Source organism: Arthrobacter pascens, from assembly GCF_030816475.1.
Taxonomy (GTDB): Bacteria; Actinomycetota; Actinomycetes; order Actinomycetales; family Micrococcaceae; genus Arthrobacter; species Arthrobacter pascens_B.
Genome location: NZ_JAUSXF010000001.1, coordinates 4,321,971 through 4,344,771 on the forward strand (window position 1 = coordinate 4,321,971; position 22,801 = coordinate 4,344,771).

The following is a 22,801-nucleotide window of genomic DNA, read 5'->3' on the forward strand; positions in this document are numbered from 1 at the left end:
CTGACCCCTGGTACTGACCCCGCGGTACTGACCTGGGGCCGCGCGTGCCCGTGGGAAGATTGTTGGCGTGGCCCATATTGACGTTTCCGGCATCGACTACTTCCTCTCCGACGGCACCCAGTTGCTCAACAGCGTGACCTTTAAGGTCCCGGACGGCACCAAAACGGCCCTCATCGGACCCAACGGCACCGGCAAAACCACGCTGTTCCACATCATCTCCGGCGACCTCACGCCAGACGAAGGCGTGATCGGCCGCTCCGGGAACATGGGGATCATGCGTCAGTTCGTGGGGCAGGTCCGGGACGATTCCACAGTCCGCGACCTCCTGGTGTCCGCGGCTCCCCCGGCGCTGGCCGCGGCTGCCCGTGCCGTCGATGAGTCCGAGCTCGCCATGGTGGAGCACGACGATGAACCGTCCCAGATGCGGTACGCCCAGGCGATCGTGGACTGGGGCGATGCCGGTGGCTATGACGTGGAGACCGTCTGGGACGAGGTGTGCATGGCCGCGTTGGGCCTGCCGTTCGACCGCGCGCAGCACCGGCCGGCGTCGAGCCTTTCCGGAGGTGAGCAGAAACGACTGGTCCTGGAGGCGCTCTTCGCCGGGCCCGACGAACTGCTGCTCCTGGACGAGCCAGACAACTACCTGGACGTTCCGGGCAAGCGCTGGCTCGAGGACAAGCTCAACGAGTCCAGGAAAACAGTGTTCTTCATCAGCCACGACCGCGAGTTGCTGAACAACGCCGCGGGACGCATCGTCACACTCGAGCCGGGCATCAACGGGGCCGGCGCCTGGGTCCACGGTGGCGGCTTTGGCTCCTACGTGGACGCCCGGGCCGACCGGAACGCCCGCTTCGAGGAGCTCCGCAAGCGCTGGGACGAGGAGCATGTGAAGCTCAAGGAACTCGTCAACATGTACAAGAACAAGGCAGCATTCCGTTCTGACATGGCGAACCGGTACCACGCGGCCCAGACCCGGCTGGCCAAATTCCTGGAGGCCGGGCCGCCGGAGGCCCTCCCGATCGAGCAGAACGTCCGGATGCGGCTCAAGGGCGGTCGCACGGCGAAACGGGCCATCGTGGCCGAAAAGCTGGAGCTGACCGGGCTCATGAAGCCGTTCTCCACTGAGGTGTGGTTCGGTGACCGCGTGGGGGTACTTGGTTCCAACGGCTCCGGCAAGAGCCACTTCCTACGCCTCCTCGCCACCGGTGGCACCGATCCTGAGCGCGAGCACGTTCCTGTCTCCGATGTAGAAATCGCCGAGGTGCCGCACGAAGGTACCGTGAAGCTGGGTGCGCGCATCCGGCCTGGATTCTTTGCCCAGACCCACGTTCGGCCCGATCTCCTGGGCAAGACACTCCTGGAGATTCTCCACCGCGGTGACGAGCACCGTTCCGGGCTGGGCCGGGAGGCCGCCGCGGGTGCCTTGGACGGCTATGGCCTGGCCGGGCAGTCCGAGCAGAAGTACGAGTCCCTTTCCGGTGGTCAGCAGGCCAGGTTCCAGATCCTCCTGCTGCAGTTGTCCGGAGCCACGCTGCTCCTGCTGGATGAGCCCACCGACAACCTGGACCTGCACTCGGCCGAGGCGCTTGAGCGGGCCATCGACCACTTCGAGGGAACCGTCCTCGCCGTCACCCATGACCGCTGGTTTGCCAGGACATTTGACCGCTTCCTGGTGTTCGGTTCCGACGGGCGGGTTTACGAATCGACGGAGCCGGTATGGGATGAAAAGCGGGTGGAGCGCGCCCGCTAAACCGATGATCCCTCAGATCTTGCAGCTTAGGGCCGGGCGCTTCCTCACATCATCTGAGGAAGCGTTGGGGTTTTCGTTGCGAAAGGTGAGGGAGGGTTTTTGCCTCAACAAGCTCTCAGGGGAAGTAGTGAACGTATGAGCATCAACACCAGCACCAAAGCCGGTCCTGCACTCAAGGCAGCAGCAGTCGCCACAGTGGTGGTCTTCGGCGTCAACGGCCTGGTTTTCGCCAGCTGGGCCGCCCGGATTCCGGCCGTCACGGAAACCCTTCACGTGACCTCGGGGCAGATGGGTACGCTCCTGTTGTGCGCAGCTATCGGTTCGCTGCTGGCACTTCCGACGGCGGGCCTGGTGGTCAGCAGGATCGGCACGGCCAACACGATCCGCGCCAGCGGGCTGCTGGCTGCTCTGGCCAGCGTAGGTATTGCACTGTCCCTTTCGGGTGAATCCATTGCGGGAACAGCTGTCAGCCTGTTTTTCTTCGGAATCGGCATTGGCCTTTGGGACGTGTCCCAGAACATTGAAGGAGCCGACGTCGAACACCGGCTCCGGCGCACCATCATGCCCCAGTTCCACGCAGCCTTCAGTGGCGGAGCGTTCATCGGTGCGCTCATCGGGGCCGGGCTCTCAAACATAGGAGTGGGCCTGCCGGTGCACCTGCTGGCCATCGCCGGACTCGTGGCCCTGGTCACGATGCTGACCCCGCGCTATTTCCTGCCACACACCGCAGCGGCCAGACCCGCCGAAGGCGAGGCAAAGGCACCCAGGGGACCTTCGGCGTGGCGCGAAAGCCGCACGGTGCTGGTCGGGGTGGTGGTCTTAGGTGCCACGCTGACCGAGGGTGCCGGAAATGACTGGATTTCGAAGGCCTCCGTCGACGGCCTTGGCACGTCCGAATCCACCGGTGCACTGATGTTTGCCCTTTTTGTGCTGGCCATGACCGCCATGCGCTTCTTCGGCGGCCGCGTCATCGACGCGTACGGCCGGGTGGCGGTGCTGCGCGCAAGCATGGGTGCGGCGGCCGCAGGCCTGTGCCTCTTTGTCCTGGCCGGAAACGTCTGGCTGGCAGCCCTTGGTGCTGCATTGTGGGGCGTCGGCGCAGCACTGGCGTTCCCGATGGGCATGTCGGCCGCAGCCGATGATCCACAGCGTGCAGCCGTCCGGGTTTCCGTTGTGTCCACCCTGGGATATATCTCCTTCCTCGCAGGCCCGCCGCTGCTGGGATACCTGGGCGACCTCACGGGTATCCGGCCGGCGCAGCTGGCCATCCTCGCCCCGATTGTGCTGGCCCTTGTCTTGGCCGGCGCTGCCAAACCGCTCCCTGCAAAGTAGGCAGGAGCAGCTCAAAGGCAGGCACGATCAGTTCCGGCTTAGGCAGGCGCCCTGCCGGTAGGGTGGGAAGATGCACAGCAGGCGGCGCAAAGGCCCGGGATGGATCAGCCGGTTTGACCGGCACCTGGTGCGCGGCGTTTCGAGGTTCCCCGGCGGAAACCACGATGACTTCCTCCGCCTGCTCTCCGCATCGGCCAACCACGGCAAGCTGTGGATGGGTGCGGCGGCGGTGATAGCCGTCTTCCCTGGAAAACCCCGGCGTGCCGCCCTGCACGGCCTGCTTGCCCAGGCCGTGGCGTCCACCGTGACCAACGTGGTGTTCAAGACCCTGCTCCCCCGGACCCGCCCCCTGCCTGAGCACCTTCCGGTGTTCCGCTTCGTGCACCCGCAGCCCACGAGTTCGTCCATGCCGTCGGGACATTCGGCATCCGCCATAGCGTTCGCGGTCGGCGCAGGGCTGGTCAAACCCTCGCTCGGAGCTGCCCTGGCTCCGGCGGCCGCGGCCGTTGCCTATTCGCGCGTGCATACCGGCGCCCACTGGCCATCGGATGTCCTGTTCGGCTCCGCCATTGGTGCGGGGGCGGCCCTGATCACCCGTAAATGGTGGCCTGTACGACCGCCGATTCCGGACACCGCCCGCACGTGGACGTCCGCGCCCGAACTTCCAGGAGGTGATGGCCTCAGTATTGTGGTGAACACGCTCGGCGGCTCCTTCACGGAAGAAACTGCAGCAGCATTGCAGGAAGTATTCCCTAAGGCGTATATCAATTCCGTTGCCTCCGGGGAGAACCTGCTGCAGGAGATCCGCTCCACAGCGACCTTCCCCGGAACGAAGGCGCTGGGTGTCTGGGGCGGGGACGGAACAGTGGGCGCCGCGGCATCGGCCGCCATCGAACATTCCCTGCCGTTGCTCGTGCTGCCCGGGGGAACCCTCAACCACTTTGCCCGTGACGCCGGAATCGGAAGCCTCAAGGACGCACTGAAAGCGGCGGCGGGTGGCGAGGCTGCCCTCGCGGACGTCGGCGTGGTGTCGGTGGAGCGCGGCCTGGCCGGGAACCCGGAGACCGTGGAACTCATCATGCTGAACACGGCGAGCATCGGCATGTACCCCAACCTGGTCAGGCGCCGCGAGCACCTGCAACCTGCCCTCGGCAAGCCGCTGGCGGGAGTGGTCGCCATGTTCCGGACGTTTGCTGCAGGCACACCGACCACACTGATTGTGGACGGTGTGCGGCACAGACTCTGGATCGCCTACGTCGGGCGCGGCCGCTACTATCCCCGGGACCATGCGCCTCTGATGCGCCCGGTCCTGGATGACGGGGTACTGGACGTCCGGATGATCACCGCGGACGAATCCCTTGCCCGGCTCCGACTGCTCTGGTCAGTCCTGACCGGAACCGTGGCCACTTCCAGGATCACGCACCTGAGGGAGGCCACGCGTCTCCGCGTTGATTCTGCGGGTTCGCCGATGGTTCTTGCGGTCGACGGCGAGGTCCTGGCCGGTGTGCGCAGCGCGGAGTTCAGGGTTGAACGGCGGGCGCTGACGTATTACTCGCCACAACCCTGAAGCGCCGGTCATCCGTCCGGACTACCCTGAATCAACCCTGAATCATCCCTGAGACCGGCGAAACCGGGACGTCCCGTCTGTAGCGTTGAGGATGCACACCACACTTCCGTGCATCCAGCAGCCAGCAGCTGCCGTTCGAAGGAACACTCATGATCGAGGCAAAAGGCCTGACCAAGGTCTACGGCGGCAAAGCCGCAGTCGGCGGCGTTAGTTTCACCGTCCAGGCAGGCCAGGTAACAGGCTTCCTGGGCCCTAACGGCGCCGGCAAATCAACCACCATGCGTATGGTCATGGGACTGGACCGGCCGACGTCGGGCACGGTCACCGTCAACGGCCTCCCGTACGCCGAGCACAAGGCGCCGCTTCACGAGGTAGGCGCGCTGCTGGACGCTAAAGCCGTCCACACGAGCCGCAGCGCCTACAACCACCTGCTGGCGATGGCAGCCACCCACGGCATCCCGAAGTCCCGGGTGAACGAGGTCATTGAGATGACCGGCCTGGAGGCCGTGGCCAAAAAGAAGGCGGGCGGGTTTTCGCTCGGAATGGGGCAGCGCCTGGGCATAGCCGCGGCGCTGCTTGGCGACCCGCAGACCCTGATCCTGGACGAACCGGTCAACGGCCTGGATCCGGAGGGGGTGCTCTGGGTCCGCAACCTGGTGAGGTACCTGGCCAACCAGGGCAAAACCGTTTTCCTCTCCTCGCACCTGATGAGCGAGATGGCCCAGACCGCCGACCACCTGATAGTGATCGGCCGGGGCCGGATTATCGCCGATGCCCCCGTCCAGCAGATCATCGCCGGAACACGCCAGGCACGCACACTGGTCCGCACCTCCTCCGCCTCGCAACTGGCGGCCCTGCTGGCCGGGGACGGGGTGAAGGTGGACCAGAGCGAGACGGAGACCCTGGAAGTGACGGGGATGGATTCGCGGCAGATCGCCCAGGTTGCGCTGGAAAACCGGGTGCTGGTCTACGAACTCACCCCGCAGCATTCGTCCCTGGAAGACGCCTATTTCGATCTCACGAAGGACGAGGTGGAGTACCACTCGCACCTCGCCGACGGACCCGCCGGAGAATATGCCAGCGCGACGGCAGGAAAGTAAGGACGATGACCATCATGACTCAAACCCGCACACGTGCCCGTTCCACAGCCAGTTCCACCGCAGGTACCGGCGGCGTGACCTTCCCTCGGGTGCTGAGGTCCGAATGGATCAAGCTCCGGTCACTGATGTCTACCCGCATCCTGTTGCTGCTCACCCTCGTGGCCATCATCGGCGTCGGCGGCCTGGCCGTCCTGATCCGGTACACCTACCTGGAAAACATAGCGCGCACCGCACGGGACCAGGGCCAGACGATGACCCCGGAAATGATGGAAAAGTCCTTCCCGCCCGGATCCGGCTTTGACCTCTACAACCTTCCCAACGCCGGCCTGCAGATCGGCATCCTGGTGCTGGGCTCACTTGCAGTGCTGTTCATCTCCTCGGAATACGCCACGGGCATGATCCGCTCCACCATGAACGCGGTTCCCCGCCGGACCCCCGCCTTCCTGGCCAAGGCCATCCTGCTGGCGGTGGTTTCCTACGTCATCACCACAGTCGCAGCCGTGGCAACCTTCCTGATTGCGATGCCTGTGTTCCAGGGACTGGGCTTTGATCTTGACTGGTCCACTGACGGCGTTCTGTACAGCGTCTTCACGGGGGGCCTGTACGTGGCCGGTGTGGCACTGATCGGTTTGTCCCTGGGGACCCTGCTGCGGAACTCGGCCGGTGGCATCACTGTCCTGGTGGGCATGTTCTTCGTCCTGTCCATCGCTTCGAGCTTCATGACCCTGATTCCCGGTGAATTCTGGAAGTACGTGCCGCAGTACATCCCCAGTGAGGCCGGCGGACGCTTCCTTTCCATCGGCCACACCGACGGGGTGATCGACCCCTGGCAGGGCGGACTGGTCTTCCTCGGCTACGTGGTTCTCTTCCTGGTTCCGGCACTGGTCGTGCTGAAGAAACGCGACGTCTAGGAAGCCGCAACGTCTAGGCTCAGACCATGAGCGACCCCTTACCAGTGAAGGACGCGCCGGCCGGCCAGGCTGACGCGTCCTTTGCCGAACTCACCGCCAGGCGCCGCGGCCTGCTTCGCCGCTACCTGCACCGGCATCCCCGGATGATGGATGCGGTGGTGGCCCTCTGCTACGCGCTGCTGGTGGCTCCGACCGTAGCGGATGCCGTCACGTCAGGGGCATGGCTGGCGGCGGTCCTCCTGTTTGCGGTGGCCGGCGCGCTGTTTTTCCGGCGAACATATCCTGTGGTTCTGGTGGCCTTTGTGGCCGTGGTTGAAGTGGCCGTCACGCTCCTCCATCCGTGGGGCTCGAACGTTTCAGCCGGGCTCTGGTTTTCGCTGTATGCCGTGGCCGTCGTGCACACACGGCGGTTCGCGTTCATTACGCTGGCCGCGGCCACCGCGCCGCTGGCGTTGCTGTACCTCCTTGCCGCCGTCGGCCCGATGGAACATCCCTTCGTCCACGGGACCGGACCGAATCCCGCCGACTTCCAGCTCCTGTCCAGCATTGCCACGGGGGCGACCATTGCACTGTCCAACGTCATCGCCACCGGAATCGGGATCTCCGTGCGGCAGCGGCGTGAACATGAGCAGGAAATTGCGGCGTGGGCCGCCAGGACAGCCAGTCTGGCGTCCGTGAACGAACGGACCCGGATCGCCCGTGAAATGCACGACGTCGTGGCGCACTCGCTGACGGTGATGATCAGCCTGTCGGACGGTGCCGCGGTGGTGGTCAGGAAGAGTCCGGAGCGCGCGGGCGAGGTGCTGGGTGAGCTGTCCCGCACCGGCCGCACGGCGCTTGCGGACATGCGGCGGGTACTCGGCGTGCTTCGGGACGACGCCGGCGCGGCGGCGCCCCGCCAGCCCCTCGCATCCGCGGACAGCCTGGACAAGCTGCTGGAGGGCTTCAGAACCGCGGGCCTGCCGTTGCACTACTCGCACACCGGGCCTGCCCTGCCTGAGGACGCGGCCTTCCGGCTGACCGTCTACCGGATTGTGCAGGAGTCCCTCACGAACGTGCTCCGGTACGCCCGTTCCCTGAGCCGGGTGGACGTAAGAATTATCCGGGCCGGTTCCACCGTCACCATTGACGTGCTCGACGACGGCGCAGGGCAGGGATCGGATCCCGCCTGGGGATCGGGGCAGGGGCTGGCAGGCATGGCCGAGCGCGCCCGGATCTACTCCGGCACCGTGGAAGCCGGCCGGAAAGGCCAGGGCTGGAGCGTCCGGGCTGTCCTTGCCTGGCCCGGCGACCAGGAGGACGAAGTGCCCAAAGCCGTCAATAGTGCAGTGCCCGGACCAGCCGAACAACTTCAAGGCAGGAAATGACTGAAAAACAACGGATCACTATCCTGCTGGTGGATGACCAGCCCCTCCTCAGGATGGGCTTCCGTCTGATACTCGAAGGCGAGGATGACCTCCGGATCGTAGGAGAGGCTTCCGACGGCGCCGAGGCAGTGCGGCTTGTCCGGGAACTGAACCCCGACGTCGTACTGATGGACGTCCGGATGCCGGTGCTTGACGGTATCGAGGCGACCCGTGCCATCACCGCCACCGGATCCGGCGCCAGGATCATCATCCTGACCACGTTTGACGTGGACGAATACGCCTTTGCCGGGCTGCAGGCCGGTGCCTCCGCGTTCCTCCTGAAGGACGTGGCACCTCCGGAACTGATCAATGCTGTCCGAGTGGTTGCCAGCGGGGATGCCGTGGTGGCGCCACGAGTCACGCAGCGGCTCCTGGAAACGTACGTACGAGGCGCCAACAGCCCTGCTCCTGCTGCCACCATGCGCGACCCCCTGCTTGATGACCTCACGCCCCGCGAAACGGAAATGCTGGAGGCCATGGCCGAAGGATTGTCCAACGCGGAAATCGCCCACCGGTATTTCCTGTCCGAGGCCACCGTCAAGACCCACGTCCGGAGGATTCTCACCAAACTCCATTTGCGGGACCGCGTCCAGGCCGTTGTATACGCCTACGAGACGGGCCTGGTGGTCCCAAGCAACCCCGACTACTGAGAGCTGGTGGCTCACAGTCCACTCACAGGAAGGCCCTATGCCCGGCACAGTGCCTGCTACTTTGATGGACCCATGAACACTTCACACACACCCTCTGATCCCCACACCTCCCTTGACCTGACGCCGCAGGAGCCGCACCCCAACCACGACCGCGGCCTGGAGTTCGACCTCTCGACGCTCATGAGCCGCCGCTCGCTGGGGATGTTCTTCGGTGTCGGCGGTGCCGCCGTGGCCCTGTCCGCCTGCACACCCGGCGGGTCCAGTTCCACAGCCAGCACGTCGGCGTCCAGCGCCACCGCTACTGCCGCGGAAACCGCTACCGCAAGTGCCGCCGCCACTTCGTCAGCCGCTACCGCCACGCCGACGCTGACCCGGGCCATTGCCGAGTGCGGGGTGGAAATCCCGAAGGAAACAGCCGGCCCCTACCCCGGCGACGGCTCCAATGGCCCCAACGTCCTGGAAGCATCAGGGGTGGTCCGCCAGGGCATCACCTCAAGCTTCGGGACGTCCAGCACCAAGGCTGAAGGCGTACCTCTGACCATCACCCTCACCCTCCTGGACAACGCCAACGGCTGCGTCCCGCTGGCCGGAGCCGCCGTCTATGCCTGGCACTGTGACCGAAGCGGAAAATACTCCATGTACGACGCCGGGCTCGCCAACGAAAACTACCTCCGCGGCGTCCAGGAAGCAGACGCCAACGGCCAGGTCACCTTCACCTCGATCTTCCCGGCCGCCTACTCCGGCCGCTGGCCCCACATCCACTTCGAGGTGTTCGAGTCCATGAGCAATGCCACATCGGCGGGGCAGGTGCTGGCGGTTTCCCAGATAGCCCTGACCCAGGCTGCCTGTGATGACGTTTACGCCACACCAGGCTACGAGGCCAGTGTTGCCAACATGAAACGCACCACCCTGAAATCGGACAACGTGTTCGGCGACGATGGCGGCATCTACCAGTTGGCCACCATGACTGGTTCCGCTGCTGCCGGGTACACCGCAGGGCTCAACGTCACAGTCTGAGTCACCGGCTGAGCCACGGCCTGAAGCCGGATTGGCGGCCGGCCGCCGGCGTTAGACTCAAGACCATGCCTTCACCTTCTTCCGCCGCAGAGCACATCCAGGACCTCGGCGCGTATGTCAGCGCGTCGCCGTCGAGCTTTCACGCCGCCCATGAGGCAGCACGGAGGCTGGAGACGGCCGGTTTTGCCCGCCTGGACGAGCTGGACCCCTGGGAAGGCATGGCAGGTAAGTACTTCATGATCCGGGACGGAGCCCTGATCGCGTGGGTGGTGCCGGAGGGGGCCGGCCCGGTCACTGGGTTCAACATCCTGGGCGCGCATACCGATTCACCGTCATTCAAGCTCAAGCCGAAGCCCACCATAGGCAGCCAGGGCTGGCTTCAGGCCGGCGTCGAGATTTATGGCGGACCGCTGCTGAACTCCTGGCTGGACCGTGAGCTGCAACTGGCAGGCAGGCTGGTCATGCTGGATGGGACGCAGCACCTGACCGCCACAGGGCCCATGCTCCGGTTCGCGCAGTTGGCCATCCACCTGGACCGGGCAGTGAACGACGGGCTCACCCTGGACAAGCAGCGCCACATGAACCCTGTGTGGGGACTTGGCAGCCCTGGGGATGTTGACCTGCTGGCGGTGCTCGCCCAGCACGCATCCGGCGGGCAAGGCGTGAAGGCGGCGGAGATTGGCGGGTACGACGTCGTCATGGCGGACACGCAGCCGCCTGCGGTTTTCGGGGCCAGGGGTGAGTTCTTCGCCTCCGGACGCCTGGACAACCTTTCCGCCACCCACGCCGGGCTGGCCGCGCTGATCGCGCATGCTTCCCGCACCGCAAGCTCGTCCGCGCCGATCGCCGTCCTGGCGGCGTTTGACCACGAGGAAATCGGCTCCAACTCGCGCTCGGGCGCCTGCGGACCGGTCCTGGAAGACGTACTGGTGCGGATCTCAGACGGCCTGGGCGCCACAGTGAGCCAGCGGCGGCAGGCGCTTGCGGCGTCGTTCTGCATCTCTGCCGACGCCGGTCATGCGGTGCACCCCAATTACGCGGAGCGGCACGATCCTGCCAACCAGCCTGTCCTCAACGGCGGCCCGCTACTGAAAATCAACGCAAACCAGCGCTACGCCACGGACGCCAATGGTGCTGCCTTCTGGGCCCGTCTCTGTGCCAGGGCTGAGGTGCCCTACCAGGAATTCGTATCCAACAATGTGATGCCTTGTGGCTCCACCATCGGCCCGCTGACGGCCACCCGGCTCGGAATCCGAACGGTGGATGTCGGCGTTCCGCTGCTGTCCATGCACTCCGCCCGCGAGCTCTGCGGAGTGGAGGACCCGCACAGGCTTGCCAAGGTCACGGAGTTATTCTTCCGGACCGTGGCGTAACTACCCCGCCGCTCACCCGGGCCCGGGCCCGGGTGGTTGAAATGCGCAGCCGATTCTTTTGCCGCACGGGCATAAACCGCCATACCTAATTTCCGCCCGGACAATAACCCCTATACCTAATTTATAAGCATTGCAATAACCCCGGTACCTACGGGTGGTGCCTCAATAGGGGGATAAAAAGTGAGTACCTACTACTCGTGACATTACCTTTGGCCGGACCATAGGCTCTACGACACGGGCAGAGTCAAAGGCTAATGAGAGCTGGGGCCAGAGACCAGACCATGACCGGTAAGAGCTAGTGACGCGCTCTTCTACCGAGTAGAGCGCGACGTCGTCGGATTGTCCGTTCTGTCATGAAGTGGTGAGGCATTTGTCTATTTCCACCCAGCTTCCAATTTCCTTTTCTGAGCCGGCAGTCCCCTCGCCGAGGGCGTCGATAAGTGTGGTTATCCCAACGCTCAATGAGGCCATGAATCTTCCTTGGGTCCTTCGCCGCATGCCGTCGTATGTGGACGAGGTGGTGATTGTTGATGGGCGCTCCGTGGACCACACTGTCGACGTTGCCCGCGCACTTCGAGTCGACGTCGTCGTCGTGGCTGAGCCGCGTAAGGGAAAAGGTGTTGCAGTTCGTGCGGGATTCGCCGCAGCCTCGGGCGACATCATCGTCATGCTTGACGCGGACGGAAGCATGGACCCTCAGGAGATTGGCTGGTTCGTTTCCCCCCTGCAGCACGACTATGACTTCGTAAAGGGGTCACGTTATGTCACCGGCGGCGGGTCCGAAGACCTGACGTTCTTACGGAATGCCGGCAACCGGGCGCTTACCGGGTTGGCCAACGCCGTACTGCACAGCAACTACTCTGATCTTTGCTACGGATACATAGCGTTCCGGAGGGAATGCCTGGAGGTCTTGCAGTTAGCGTCGGACGGGTTCGAAATAGAAACCGAGCTGATTGTCCGTGCGGCCAGGGCAGGCCTGCGCATTGCCGAGGTACCGAGCATTGAGCTGGATCGCATCTCGGGGGCCTCTCACCTGCAGACGTTCCGTGACGGGTGGCGGGTCCTTGGCACGCTGGCGAGGGAATGTGCGTTGTGGGAGGCGCCCACCGCAGGCGCCAGGCCCGAGGCCCTCCGTCGGGTGAAGTATGCCTATGCCAACATCCGCTTTCCGCGCACACCAACGGATCCCCAGACCGTTCTCTCACTGGCGCAGGGAATGTGACATGTACGCGTTCAACCCGCCTCCGACTGTCTCCGTTGTCATCTGTTGCTACACGATGGCCCGCTGGGAACTTCTGCTGGATGTCATAGGATCCGTCCGCAATCAAACGATGCCCCCGAAAGAGGTCATTGTTGTTGTTGACCACAATGAGGACTTGTATAAGCGTCTCGTTGCGGTGGTGGATGACGTGACTCTGGTGGAGAGCGCCGGTCCCCGAGGACTCTCCGGTGCACGCAATACGGGGGTGGGGCTCGCGGATTCCGACGTCGTAGCCTTCCTGGACGACGACGCCCAGGCAGCCCCGGACTGGCTCGAGCGCCTGGTGGTTTTCTACGACGATCCCGATGTCCTGGCCGTGGGCGGCGGCGTTCAACCCGTCTGGGAATCCGGCCGTCCTGCCTACTTCGGCGAGGAGCTGGATTGGATTGTTGGCTGCAGTCACCGCGGCATGCCCAAGGTAGCCTCCGAAGTCCGGAACGTCATCGGTGCGAACATGTCGTTTCGACTGGAAGTTCTCCGGCAAGTCGGGGGCTTTAACCTCGCTCTTGGCCGCCAGGGGACAAAACCCCTTGGCTGTGAAGAGACGGAGATCTGTATCCGTTCCATCATGGGCTCTCCCGGATCCCGCATCGTCTATGAACCGGCTGCCGTGGTGCACCACCACGTGCCAGCGAGCAGGGGAACCGTGCGCTACATGCTGGCCCGGTCCTGGTCGGAAGGGCTGTCAAAGGCACAGGTCAGCGAAATCGTAGGCCACAAGCGTGCGCTGGGACCGGAACGGCGCTATGTACGCAGCATCCTTCCGCGCGCTGTTGCAGCTGGAATCTACGGCTGGAGCACCGGAAGCAACCCCCAGGGGCTAGGCCGTGCAGCGGCCGTTCTCGCGGTGTTGGCCTTCACGTCGGCCGGATACCTGCGGGGGCGCCGGCTCGGTCACGTCTCCACAACCCAGCTGAGCAGGACAGCTGACCAAAGAGCCCCCTGGAGGGAAGTCCAGTGAGTGAACGCGAGAATGAGCTGCTCTCCGCCGACGATACGCGGTTGGAGCTGCAAAATCAGACCGGATCAACAAAGAACGGACATGTTATGCCGACCTACAACGAACGAGCCCGGTTGCTGCTGCACCCGGGAACAGTTGTGCGAGGTTCCGCCGATGTTGCGACGCCCGGCGGGATGCCTGAACGCAAGGCGCGCTGGACTTCCTGGCTTGCCATAGGGCGGGGAAGTGGTGGCTCTGCCATTCTTCGCCTTCGCGGTCTGCGGAGTCTGCGGTTCCATGCATTGCTGACGGCGCTGCTGCTTGCCCTGGCTGCCCTGATGGTGCCGGGTACGGCATCGGCCGCCACAGGTGATGTTGGGACCGAGGGTCCGTCGCATTCCGGGACGGGGACGCCTACGGGTACGAAACGGGCGATCAGTGCGTTGTGGTTCAACGACGGGACCTGGTGGGGGAACCTGTGGGACACTGCCAGCTCGGACTTTCATATCTTCCGGTTCAATGCCCCAACGAACTCATGGGTCAACACCGGTGTGACGACGGAAACGCGGTCAAACACTCACCATGACGTGCTGTGGGACGGGACGACGTTGTATGTGGCGAGCTATCAGTTCGTCAATGATGGCCTGCCAGCTGTGGCGGGCTATCCGACCACGATGCGGCGCTTCAAATACGACTCGAGCACAAAGAAGTACTCGCTCCTGGGCTCCTCACAGATCAACAACTCCAAAGTTGAAGTTCTCACCATCGACAAGGACTCCACGGGTAAGGTGTGGTCCACCTGGCAGCAGGGGAACCAGATCTATCTGAACGTTTATGACCCTGCAACCAACAAGTGGGGGACGCCGTTCAAGCACCCGTCGTCGTTGAGCAACGTGTCTGTGGACGACACGTCGGCTGTGATCGCGTTCGACGGCAACAAGATGGGTGTGATGTGGAGCCGCCAAGTGGGTGATGCCACCGACGGCATGTACTGGAGCTACCACGTGGATGGAGATCCGAACACCACCTGGACCGCTCCTGTCGCGGCGGTGAAGGGGCAGCGCAGCGGTGATGACCATATGAATTTGAAGTGGCTGGACTCCACGGATGGCCAGGTTTTCGCCGCTACAAAGACTTCCTTCATTCAAGCTTCCCAGCCGCTGATCCAGCTGTTGGTATTGAATGGCACGACGTGGACTGCGCACACGATCGCGACTGTGTCGGAGTGTCCAAACAGGGTGATCATCCTGATTGACGAGAGCACGACGCCAAAAACGCTTCGTACCTTCGCTACCTATCCGAAGCCAAGCGGCACCACGAACGCTGGTGTCTGTACCAGCTCGGGAGGCGCGATCTACGAAAAGTCCACGAAGCTGGACAACATCAGCTTCACCACCACGAAAACGCCTCGTATCGTGGACGCCGACCAGTATGTCCACAACGTGACGTCGACAAAGCAGAACCTCAACAATTCGACGGGCACGGCCAACAGTGGCCTGCTGGTGCTCGCCGATGTGAATGCCACAAGCCGTTACTGGCACTACTACGAACCCAAAGTCGGTGGTGATACGACGGCTCCAACGGTGACGACTACCTCACCGACTGGCGGTGCTACCGGTGTGGCGGTGACGGCGAATGTGACCGGGACGTTCTCGGAGGCGATGAACGCGTCTACCGTTACCTCGAGCACGGTCACGTTGACGGCAGGGGGGACGCCGGTGCCGGCCGCTGTAACGTACGATGCCACGAACAAAGTTGCGACGTTGAATCCGACTGCGGACCTCGCGGCGGCAACGACGTACACGGCAACGATTAAGGGCGGCTCCAGTGGGGTGAAGGATGTTGCCGGTAACGCGTTGGCGTCGGACAAGACGTGGACCTTCACCACGGCTCCCGCAGGTGGTGATACGACACCTCCAACGGTGACGGGTACGTCTCCGACTGGCGGTGCTACCGGTGTGGCGGTGACGGCGAATGTGACCGGGACGTTCTCGGAGGCGATGAACGCGTCTACCGTTACCTCGAGCACGGTCACGTTGACGGCAGGGGGGACGCTGGTGCCGGCCGCTGTAACGTACGATGCCACGAACAAAGTTGCGACGTTGAATCCGACTGCGGACCTCGCGGCGGCAACGACGTACACGGCAACGATTAAGGGCGGCTCCAGTGGGGTGAAGGATGTTGCCGGTAACGCGTTGGCGTCGGACAAGACGTGGACCTTCACCACGAGTGCTCAGACTTCGGGGGGCTCCATTCAGCGCCAAGGCATGAGCACACTGGTTAACACGACGAGTGCCACGAGCCACACGATTACCAAGCCCGCTTCGGCGGCGACAGGCCAAGTCTGTGTCGCTTCATTGGCGCTCAACGGCTCGACCGTTTCAGCGGCCCCGGCTGGGTGGACCCAGTTTGCCGCAGTTACGTCGATCACCAACCCGCATCTGTATGGCTACTACCACGTCATGGGGGCCTCCGAACCGGCCAGCTACACCTGGACTACAGCAGGGTCGGTCGCTAGCGGTGGCGGCATCAGTTGCTACTCCGGCGTGAACACTACAACTCCGTTGGACACAACAGCCTCGGTAGCCGCGTCTGCCGTCGCTGCAACGACGGGCTCGGTTTCTGGAGTCACCACAACAACCGCGGGAGCTATGCTCGTCGGTGCAATTGCCATCAACTCAAGCAATACCACCATCGCAATCACTGGCCCGTCAGGCATGGCAGAAGTGTATGACGTCGGTGGTAAGCGCACTGAGCTTGACGATGGCCTCCAGGCAGCCGCTGGTTCCTTAGGCAGCAAGTCTTGGACATGGACCAGCGGTTCGGCGCGCGAATGGGCCGGCTGGCTCGTCGCCCTCCGCGCCCAATAACCACCATCCGACCGACAGTATCTAGACAGGGGACAAAAATGAACAACAGGCAGACCAAGACCAAGGCACTGCACTTCGACATCCACGGCCGCATCAGCATTAGCGTCGATGCCAAGGCGCCGGCAGCACACCAGCTGCGGACCATGCTGGCCTGTTTCGCCACCGATGCCGAACGGCCTGCTGACATCGTGGTCGATGCCCGGCCGGAGCCGATGCCGGATGCAGGTCTGCTGGAGCACGAGCTCGCGTACACCGAGGACAGCGTGCGGTTCAATGCCGATCGGGTCCAGGTCGTGAGGGATGCGGAGCAGTGGCGGATCCACGGGGCGGGCGAACTCTTGACCTCCGTGGTCCCTGTTCTCGATGCTGCCATGGTTGCTAAAGGAGCTGCCATGATCCACGCGGCAACGATGGCCTACCGGGGCCATGCGATCGCGCTTCCCGCCGCTGGAGGGACCGGTAAGACGAGCACCGCCGCCAAGCTGATGCGGCGGGAAGGGTGGTCCTTCATGGGTGATGACTGGGCCTTCCTCGCCGAGGACGCCACGCTGCTCGGCTACGCGAAGCCGATGTTCATCAAGCCGCACCACCGGACCATCTACCCGCACCTGTTCGAAGGGGTCCGGAAGCCGCTCGTCCCCTCACAGTTCTCGCAGAGTGTCGGCCGTCTGACCACGGTGGTGCATCCGTACGTCATCCGGTATCCGCGCCTCGCGGACTTCTCCCGGCGATGGTCGCCGGAGCACCGAATGGTCGACGCAGGGAGCGCATTTCCGGGACGGGAAGTGACCACGTCAGCCCCACTCGCGGCCGCCGTGTATGTTGAGCGCTTCGAAGGCAACCGGACCCGGATAGTCGAGCGGACGACCGACTGGATGGTTGATCGCATGATCGGCAACTTCCACATCGAGATGGCGGGCTTCTCGCAGCGGGTTGTGACCGGCCTGGCGGCCACGTCCGTCTTCCCGTGGCGCGAGCACTTCGCGGCGAAGGGACTCGTGCTGAGCAAGGCGCTCGACGGACGTCCCTGCCACCTGCTGCAGGTCCCTGCCGCGTACTCGGCGGACGAGGCGTCGGACGACATCGTCCGGCATCTGGATCAGCTGCTGCCGTCGGTCCTCGACGAGCAGAACTGAGGGGGCGGACACAGTGGGCCACAGCCCTGCAGAGGTCACCGCCGTCGTTCCGGCCCGCAACGCAGAGCAGCTGCTCCCGCGCTGCCTGGAGGCCCTGCGTCAGTCCGGTGTCGCCGAGATCATCGTGGTGGACGGATGCTCCACCGACCGCACCGTCCCCCTCGCCCTCGAGGCCGGCGCCCGGGTCGTGAGCGACGAGGGCCGCGGCCTGCCATGGGCTCGAACGCTTGGGGTGCAGAGCAGCAGCACCCGTTGGGTCCTGCTCGCCGACGCCGACGTCGTGTTCGGTCCCACGGGGGTCGCCGACCTGCTCACGGAGCTGGTGGAGGGCGGCTACGACGCCCTCCAGGCCGGTCTGGAGAGCGTCGCCGGACCGGGCTACTGGGGCCAGGCACTGGCACATCACCATCGCACCGGCCGCAGCCGCAACTGGTTCGGGCTCGTGGCGACGATCGTCGACCGGGACCTGATGCTGGGTGTGGGTTTCGATGACACCTTCAAGTCGGGAGAAGACATCGAGCTGCGATGGCGGATGCGGGAGAAAGGGCTGCGAACGGCGGTGTCACGCCGGGTCGTCGTCGAACATCGTTTCGCCGCAGACGACTTTGAATTCGCGCTCGACCAGTTCGTCATGGACGGAAAAGGCTTGGGACGGATGATCCGCAAGCACGGCTGGCGCGGTGCGAGGTTGGCGCTACTGCCTGCCGCCGCAGCGGTCCGGGGCAGCGCCTTGAGCCTCGCCACGGGCCAGCCTCGGTGGCTGCGCTACTACGTCGCCTTCTGCTGGTATAACTACGCTGCAATGGCAAGGGGTTTGCGTTATGAGCGCTGATACGGGAATCATCTTCACGGACGCCTCGAACGCCCGGCACTCCGCCTTACGCAGCTCGCTCGGCCTCGTCGTCGGCAAGGCCGCGCAAACGGGCGCCGGCTTCGCCTTCTGGATCGTGGCAGCCCACGCAACGTCCGACCGTGAGGTCGGGCTCACTACGGCCGCCGTTTCGGCGGTGATGATCTGCACGCAGCTCGCGGTGCTGGGCGTCGGGTCTGCCGTGATCCTTTCAGTGGGACGGGGGGAGCCGCCCGGGCGCGTACTAGATGCGGCGTTCGCCATCGTGGCCTTAGCTGGCACCGTGCTGGCCCTCGGCTACCTCGTGCTGCAGTCGGCCGTGACGCCGGACACGGCCTTGACATCGGTTCTCTTCTGGCTGACGTTCCTCGTGGCTGCCATCTCGGGCACCTTGGTCATTGTGCTGGACCAGGCGCTCGTGGCGCTGGGACGCGGTGCCAGCGCGACTTCAAGGTACGCGTTGGGCGGCGGAGTCTCACTCGGGGCTGCAGCGCTCGTTGCCTGGTGGGCGCACGGCGCTGCCGCCGACGTGCTGATGGCCTGCTGGACCCTCGGGACGATCGTTGCATGCGTCGTCGGTGCAGTTCAGCTGCGAAAACTGGTCGGCTACCGGCCGCGATTGTCCCTGCGCCCGGCGCGCGGCCGTCCACTCCTGGCGCTGGGCCTTCCGTACCAGCTCCTCACCCTCACCGAGCGCGCACCCGGGCTGGTGCTGCCGCTCCTGCTCGCGCACACGGTGGCGCCGGAGGCAGCTGCCTACTGGTACCCCGCCTGGATGATGGCCTGGGCCGCCTACTCCGCTCCGATGCTGATGGGCATCGTCCAGTTCTCGGAAGGTGTCCGCGAGCCTGACCGCCTCGTGGCGACCACTTGGGCGAGCCTCCGTTGGTCGCTCGCTGTAGGCGGTCTGGCTGCCGCCGTCCTCGTCATCCTCGCTCACCCGCTGCTCAGTCTGCTGGGGGAGCAGTACGCTGACTCCTCCGCTGGCGCCCTGCGGTGGTTGGCGGCCGGACTCGTGCCGTACGCGGTGCTGCAGGCCTACAACGCCGTATGCCGAGCGCGTGGCCGCTACACAGAGGCGATCGTGGTCGGCGTGACGCTTGGAATCGCCCTCTGCGCCTCCGCGCTGGCTGCCGCGGACAGGGGCCCCACGGCCATGGCCCTTGCGTGGCTGGTGGTGCTCTCCATCGGGGCGGGGGCGGTCGGCCTCCGATTACTCGCCGTCCTTCGGCGCGTCACTAAGGACGCGCGATGACCAGGGAGCTTGCCATGACCATCCGAACCAACCGAACCATCCGCACCCAGGGACGCTGGAAACTACGGGAAGTGTTGTGCGCAGTGGCGGGCGTCGTTTCGCTGGCGCTTGTCGTGTGGGCCGCCTCCACGGTCGCCTTGCCCGTGAACAGCGACCTGGGGCTCGTCGCCGTGCTGCCCTTTACGTTCTGGGCGGGGGTCCTGCTTCTGAACGTTGCCTTCGTCGTGGCGCTGCGGGGCGATGACGACGGCCCGGCGCGCCGCCCGGTCATGATCTGGCTCGTCGTTGTGCTTGTGCTCGTGCTCTTCGGGACCGCAGCCTTCGTGACGGATGTACCGCGGGGTGAAGTCGCGTTCCGTCATCTCGGCATCGCCGACGCCCTCACGCGCGCCCAGGGTATCGACCCGGACATCGACGCGTACTTCAACTGGCCGGGCTTCTTCGCCCTCCTGGCGACCGTGCTCCGGGCGACCGGTCTCGACCCGATGACCGTTGCAGTGTGGGCACCCGTGGTCAACATGGGTCTGTGGCTGATGGCCCTGGCCGTGCTGACGCGCTACCTGACGAGTGATCCGCGATGGCGCTGGCTCGTGCTCTGGATCTTCTGCCTCGGCAACTGGCAGGACCAGGACTACCTGTCTCCCCAGGCGTTTGGTTTCTTCCTGTACCTCGTCGTGATCGCGCTGATCCTCGGCCCGTTGGCCGCGCGGCCCCCCAAGTTCAGCGGCTTCCGAAACACCGACCTGGCGACGTGGTGGCAAGGGCGCACGCCCGCCGAGCCCCGCCCGGGATATCGGGTGAGCGCCCTCGCGGTGACCCTCCTGCTGGTCGCGGTCATTTGCGCGAGCCATCAGCTGACGCCGTTCCTGGTGCTCATCGCCCTCACCGCTCTCACCCTGAGCGGGCGTGTCTGGCCGAGCCGGCTGCCGCTGATCACCGCGGTCATGCTGGCGCTCTGGCTCGTCTACCCCGCCAGTGCATACCTCGCCGCGAACCCACCCCTGGCAGAAGGAGGACTGTTGGCCGCCATTGAAGCGAACGTCGTCGACCGCGTGGGCGGGACCGCCGGGCACGTGCTCGTGGTGCAGGTTCGGATCGTTCTCACACTTGTGCTGTGGGCCCTCGCTGTGGCGGGGGCAGTGCGTGACCGACGCAGAGGGCGTCTCGACATCCGGGTGGTCCTCCTCGCCGTTACCCCGCTGGTGCTCTTCCCCGTGCAGTTGTACGGCGGGGAAATGCTCATCCGCGTCTCGCTGTTCGCGCTGCCCTTCATCGCCATGCAGGCGTGCTCGATCCTGCTTCCTTCGGGGGAACGCAGCACACGCCTCTCCTTCCGAGCCGCGGGGGGCCTGGCGCTCGCCTGCTCCCTGCTGGCAGTGCTAACCGTTACAGGCCGGTTCGGAAACGCCGAGTATGACGTCTTCACCGACGGTGAGATCGCCGCCGTCGCCGCCGTGCAGCGCCTCGCGCCACCCGGCGCGACGATCATCTCGGCTGCCCACCCGACGCCGTGGCGAAGCGAGGCCTACCTCGACCACCGGTATCACACGATCGAGGACCTGTGCCCGTCCGATTTGTCGACGGCGAAGTGCGGCCCGCTCGTCTACGAAGACGCCCGGCGTGATCCTGCCGGTGCCGTCGTGCTGCTCACGCGCTCGTCGGAGGCGAGTCTCGTGCTTCAGGGCGCCAGCAGCGCGAGCGGCTTGGCCGATCTGGAGAAGTGGCTGAGCACTCAGGACGGCGTGGAGCTCGCGTTCAGCAACTCCGACGCAAGCGCTTACCGGGTGACGCCATGAACGCCGGCGGAGTTAGCCGTCCCACCATGGCGCTTGGTCTCGCGGCCATCGCGCTGTCGCTGGTAACGCTCGTCGGGCTACCGACACCGCTGCAGGCGGTTGCCGCGATAGCCATCCTCGTCTTGCTCCCGGGACAGGCACTGGCCCGGCTCACGCCGGTTACCGACCTCGCGCTCGGCGCGCTGCTTGTCCTGGCGCTCGGCCTCGCCGCGCTCACAGCTGTGTCCACGACGATGTTCTACCTCGCTGTGTGGTCATGGCAGGCGTGCATCATCACGATGGGCGTCATCACCATCCTCGCGTGCATTGCACGCGCACGACAGGAGGCCACATCATGATCGATCTGGCGGGACTGCTCGCTACTGCCGCCCTGCTCGTCACCCTCGTCGCGCTCGAGGTCCGACGCGCGGGACCAGATGCCGGGCAGCCCACACGTCTGCGGCTCCTCGGCCTAACGGTGAGCCGCAGGGTCGTCGCCGTCATGTGGGTGGTGTCCGTGCTCCTCTTCCTTCCACGCGTGCTCGGGCTGCTCACGTGAGCAGCCCGGCCCGATGGTGGCTCCTCAGCGACCTCCACCTGGGCATGTCGGACGACGACCCCCGGCGCCCCGGCAGAATGCTGCCGGAGTTCCTGCGCCGGGAGGTGCCCGCGGCCTCAGGTCCGAAGCAGCACGTCGCCTTCATCGGTGACACGTTCGAGCTGGTCGGGTTCGCTGAGGACGAGAGCCTTGCCCGGCTCGAGTCCATCCTCGCCCGCCACCCCGAGACGTTCTCGGCGCTGAAGGCGTGTGCGGCGGACGGCGTGCAGCTGCACTTCGTGTGCGGCAACCATGACGTGGAGCTGGCCCGCCCCTCGGTTGCCGCCCGGCTGTCGGCGCTGCTGTCACCCGGCGAGCCCTCGCAGGTCCGGGTGCACCCGTGGTTCCTGCACGTACCCCACGTGCTCGTTGCCGAGCACGGGCACCAGCATCATGCCCTGCATCGGATGCCCGAGGTGCTCCGCACGGCGGTCAACGGCACCGACGAGCTGGAGCTGCCACCGCTCGCCGCCTGGAACGCCGATCCGTCGAGGTCGCGCCTCAGCCGTGCCCGGGCCGTTGCCCGGGCTTGCCTGGCCTCCGAGCGGGCGGAACGCCGCGTACGGGAGCTGGCGTACGACGAGCTGTTGCAGACCGAGTCATTGCGGCTCGCGCTCGACGGGGTGGCCGTTCGGGACCTGGCTCGACTGTCCCGGTTCCGGACGGTGTCGGCGCTCCCGGTCGCCGCGACCCGCATGGTGCTCGCGGCCGCCGGCCGCAGAATCGCCAGCGAGGAGGCGCCTGCTGCAGCGGGCCGGTTCGCACGTACCCTGGACGCGCACGGTTCTGGGGTGGCCTGGTATGTCTCCGGCCACACCCACAGGGCCCTTGAGTCCGAGCTCGAGTCGTGTCCCACACGGTACGTCAATACCGGAACGTGGTGTTCGGACGTCCGCGGAAGTGGACCTGACCAGACGGACCGTCGGGCGTTCCCGTTCGCCGTGGTCGACGTCGCCCGCGACGGCGCCACCAGCGGCGGGCTGAGGTATTGGCGTCCGGACCGGGGCTAA

Annotated in this window: 19 protein-coding genes; all 19 read left to right on the top strand. The window is 65.2% G+C overall.

All coding sequences use genetic code 11. The features are described 5' to 3' along the window. The first annotated feature begins 67 nt into the window (after positions 1-67). The 19 genes from QFZ40_RS19920 (at position 68) to QFZ40_RS20010 (ending at position 22,801) form a co-directional block, all read left to right on the top strand. A complete protein-coding gene (locus QFZ40_RS19920; protein ID WP_306906523.1) occupies positions 68-1,750 on the top strand; it encodes an ABC-F family ATP-binding cassette domain-containing protein in 1,683 nt (560 codons plus the stop codon). Between the two features lie 135 nt (positions 1,751-1,885). Continuing rightward, complete coding sequence (locus QFZ40_RS19925) at positions 1,886-3,082, top strand: MFS transporter (RefSeq protein WP_306906524.1); 1,197 nt, start codon at positions 1,886-1,888, stop codon at positions 3,080-3,082. A 70-nt stretch (positions 3,083-3,152) separates the two neighbouring features. Then, positions 3,153-4,649 carry a bifunctional phosphatase PAP2/diacylglycerol kinase family protein gene (locus tag QFZ40_RS19930; RefSeq protein ID WP_306906525.1) on the top strand — a complete coding sequence of 499 codons (1,497 nt, stop codon included), beginning with the start codon at positions 3,153-3,155 and terminating at the stop codon, positions 4,647-4,649. A gap of 149 nt (positions 4,650-4,798) precedes the next feature. Then, the gene (locus QFZ40_RS19935; RefSeq protein WP_306906526.1) at positions 4,799-5,749 is read left to right on the top strand and encodes an ABC transporter ATP-binding protein; all 951 of its coding nucleotides are present in this window, start codon (positions 4,799-4,801) and stop codon (positions 5,747-5,749) included. Between the two features lie 14 nt (positions 5,750-5,763). Continuing rightward, positions 5,764-6,660 carry an ABC transporter permease gene (locus QFZ40_RS19940; protein ID WP_306906527.1) on the top strand — a complete coding sequence of 299 codons (897 nt, stop codon included), beginning with the start codon at positions 5,764-5,766 and terminating at the stop codon, positions 6,658-6,660. Between the two features lie 26 nt (positions 6,661-6,686). Continuing rightward, positions 6,687-8,027 (top strand): sensor histidine kinase, encoded by a 1,341-nt coding sequence (locus QFZ40_RS19945; RefSeq protein WP_306906528.1) that lies wholly within the window; start codon positions 6,687-6,689, stop codon positions 8,025-8,027. Next, positions 8,024-8,716 carry a response regulator gene (locus tag QFZ40_RS19950; protein WP_306906529.1) on the top strand — a complete coding sequence of 231 codons (693 nt, stop codon included), beginning with the start codon at positions 8,024-8,026 and terminating at the stop codon, positions 8,714-8,716. The genes QFZ40_RS19945 and QFZ40_RS19950 overlap by 4 nt, the downstream gene beginning before the upstream one ends. Positions 8,717-8,788: 72 nt before the next feature. Then, positions 8,789-9,733 (top strand): intradiol ring-cleavage dioxygenase, encoded by a 945-nt coding sequence (locus QFZ40_RS19955; RefSeq protein ID WP_306906530.1) that lies wholly within the window; start codon positions 8,789-8,791, stop codon positions 9,731-9,733. Between the two features lie 65 nt (positions 9,734-9,798). After that, complete coding sequence (locus tag QFZ40_RS19960; protein WP_306906531.1) at positions 9,799-11,106, top strand: M18 family aminopeptidase; 1,308 nt, start codon at positions 9,799-9,801, stop codon at positions 11,104-11,106. A gap of 469 nt (positions 11,107-11,575) precedes the next feature. Continuing rightward, the gene (locus tag QFZ40_RS19965; RefSeq protein ID WP_306906532.1) at positions 11,576-12,328 is read left to right on the top strand and encodes a glycosyltransferase family 2 protein; all 753 of its coding nucleotides are present in this window, start codon (positions 11,576-11,578) and stop codon (positions 12,326-12,328) included. A 1-nt stretch (position 12,329) separates the two neighbouring features. After that, the gene (locus QFZ40_RS19970; protein ID WP_306906533.1) at positions 12,330-13,328 is read left to right on the top strand and encodes a glycosyltransferase family 2 protein; all 999 of its coding nucleotides are present in this window, start codon (positions 12,330-12,332) and stop codon (positions 13,326-13,328) included. Beyond that, entirely contained in the window at positions 13,325-16,177 is a 2,853-nt protein-coding gene (locus QFZ40_RS19975) for an Ig-like domain-containing protein (RefSeq protein WP_306906534.1), read from the top strand. Before QFZ40_RS19970 ends, QFZ40_RS19975 begins: the two co-directional genes overlap by 4 nt. A gap of 38 nt (positions 16,178-16,215) precedes the next feature. Further along, entirely contained in the window at positions 16,216-17,313 is a 1,098-nt protein-coding gene (locus QFZ40_RS19980; RefSeq protein ID WP_306906535.1) for a hypothetical protein, read from the top strand. A 13-nt stretch (positions 17,314-17,326) separates the two neighbouring features. After that, entirely contained in the window at positions 17,327-18,145 is an 819-nt protein-coding gene (locus QFZ40_RS19985) for a glycosyltransferase (RefSeq protein ID WP_306906536.1), read from the top strand. Next, the gene (locus QFZ40_RS19990) at positions 18,135-19,418 is read left to right on the top strand and encodes a lipopolysaccharide biosynthesis protein (RefSeq protein ID WP_306906537.1); all 1,284 of its coding nucleotides are present in this window, start codon (positions 18,135-18,137) and stop codon (positions 19,416-19,418) included. Before QFZ40_RS19985 ends, QFZ40_RS19990 begins: the two co-directional genes overlap by 11 nt. Positions 19,419-19,432: 14 nt before the next feature. Further along, positions 19,433-21,214 (top strand): glycosyltransferase, encoded by a 1,782-nt coding sequence (locus QFZ40_RS19995; protein ID WP_306906538.1) that lies wholly within the window; start codon positions 19,433-19,435, stop codon positions 21,212-21,214. A 26-nt stretch (positions 21,215-21,240) separates the two neighbouring features. Beyond that, positions 21,241-21,552, top strand: a complete 312-nt coding sequence (locus tag QFZ40_RS20000) for a hypothetical protein (RefSeq protein ID WP_306906539.1) — start codon at positions 21,241-21,243, stop codon at positions 21,550-21,552. After that, a complete protein-coding gene (locus QFZ40_RS20005) occupies positions 21,549-21,752 on the top strand; it encodes a hypothetical protein (protein ID WP_306906540.1) in 204 nt (67 codons plus the stop codon). Before QFZ40_RS20000 ends, QFZ40_RS20005 begins: the two co-directional genes overlap by 4 nt. Continuing rightward, positions 21,749-22,801 (top strand): hypothetical protein, encoded by a 1,053-nt coding sequence (locus QFZ40_RS20010; protein WP_306906541.1) that lies wholly within the window; start codon positions 21,749-21,751, stop codon positions 22,799-22,801. The genes QFZ40_RS20005 and QFZ40_RS20010 overlap by 4 nt, the downstream gene beginning before the upstream one ends.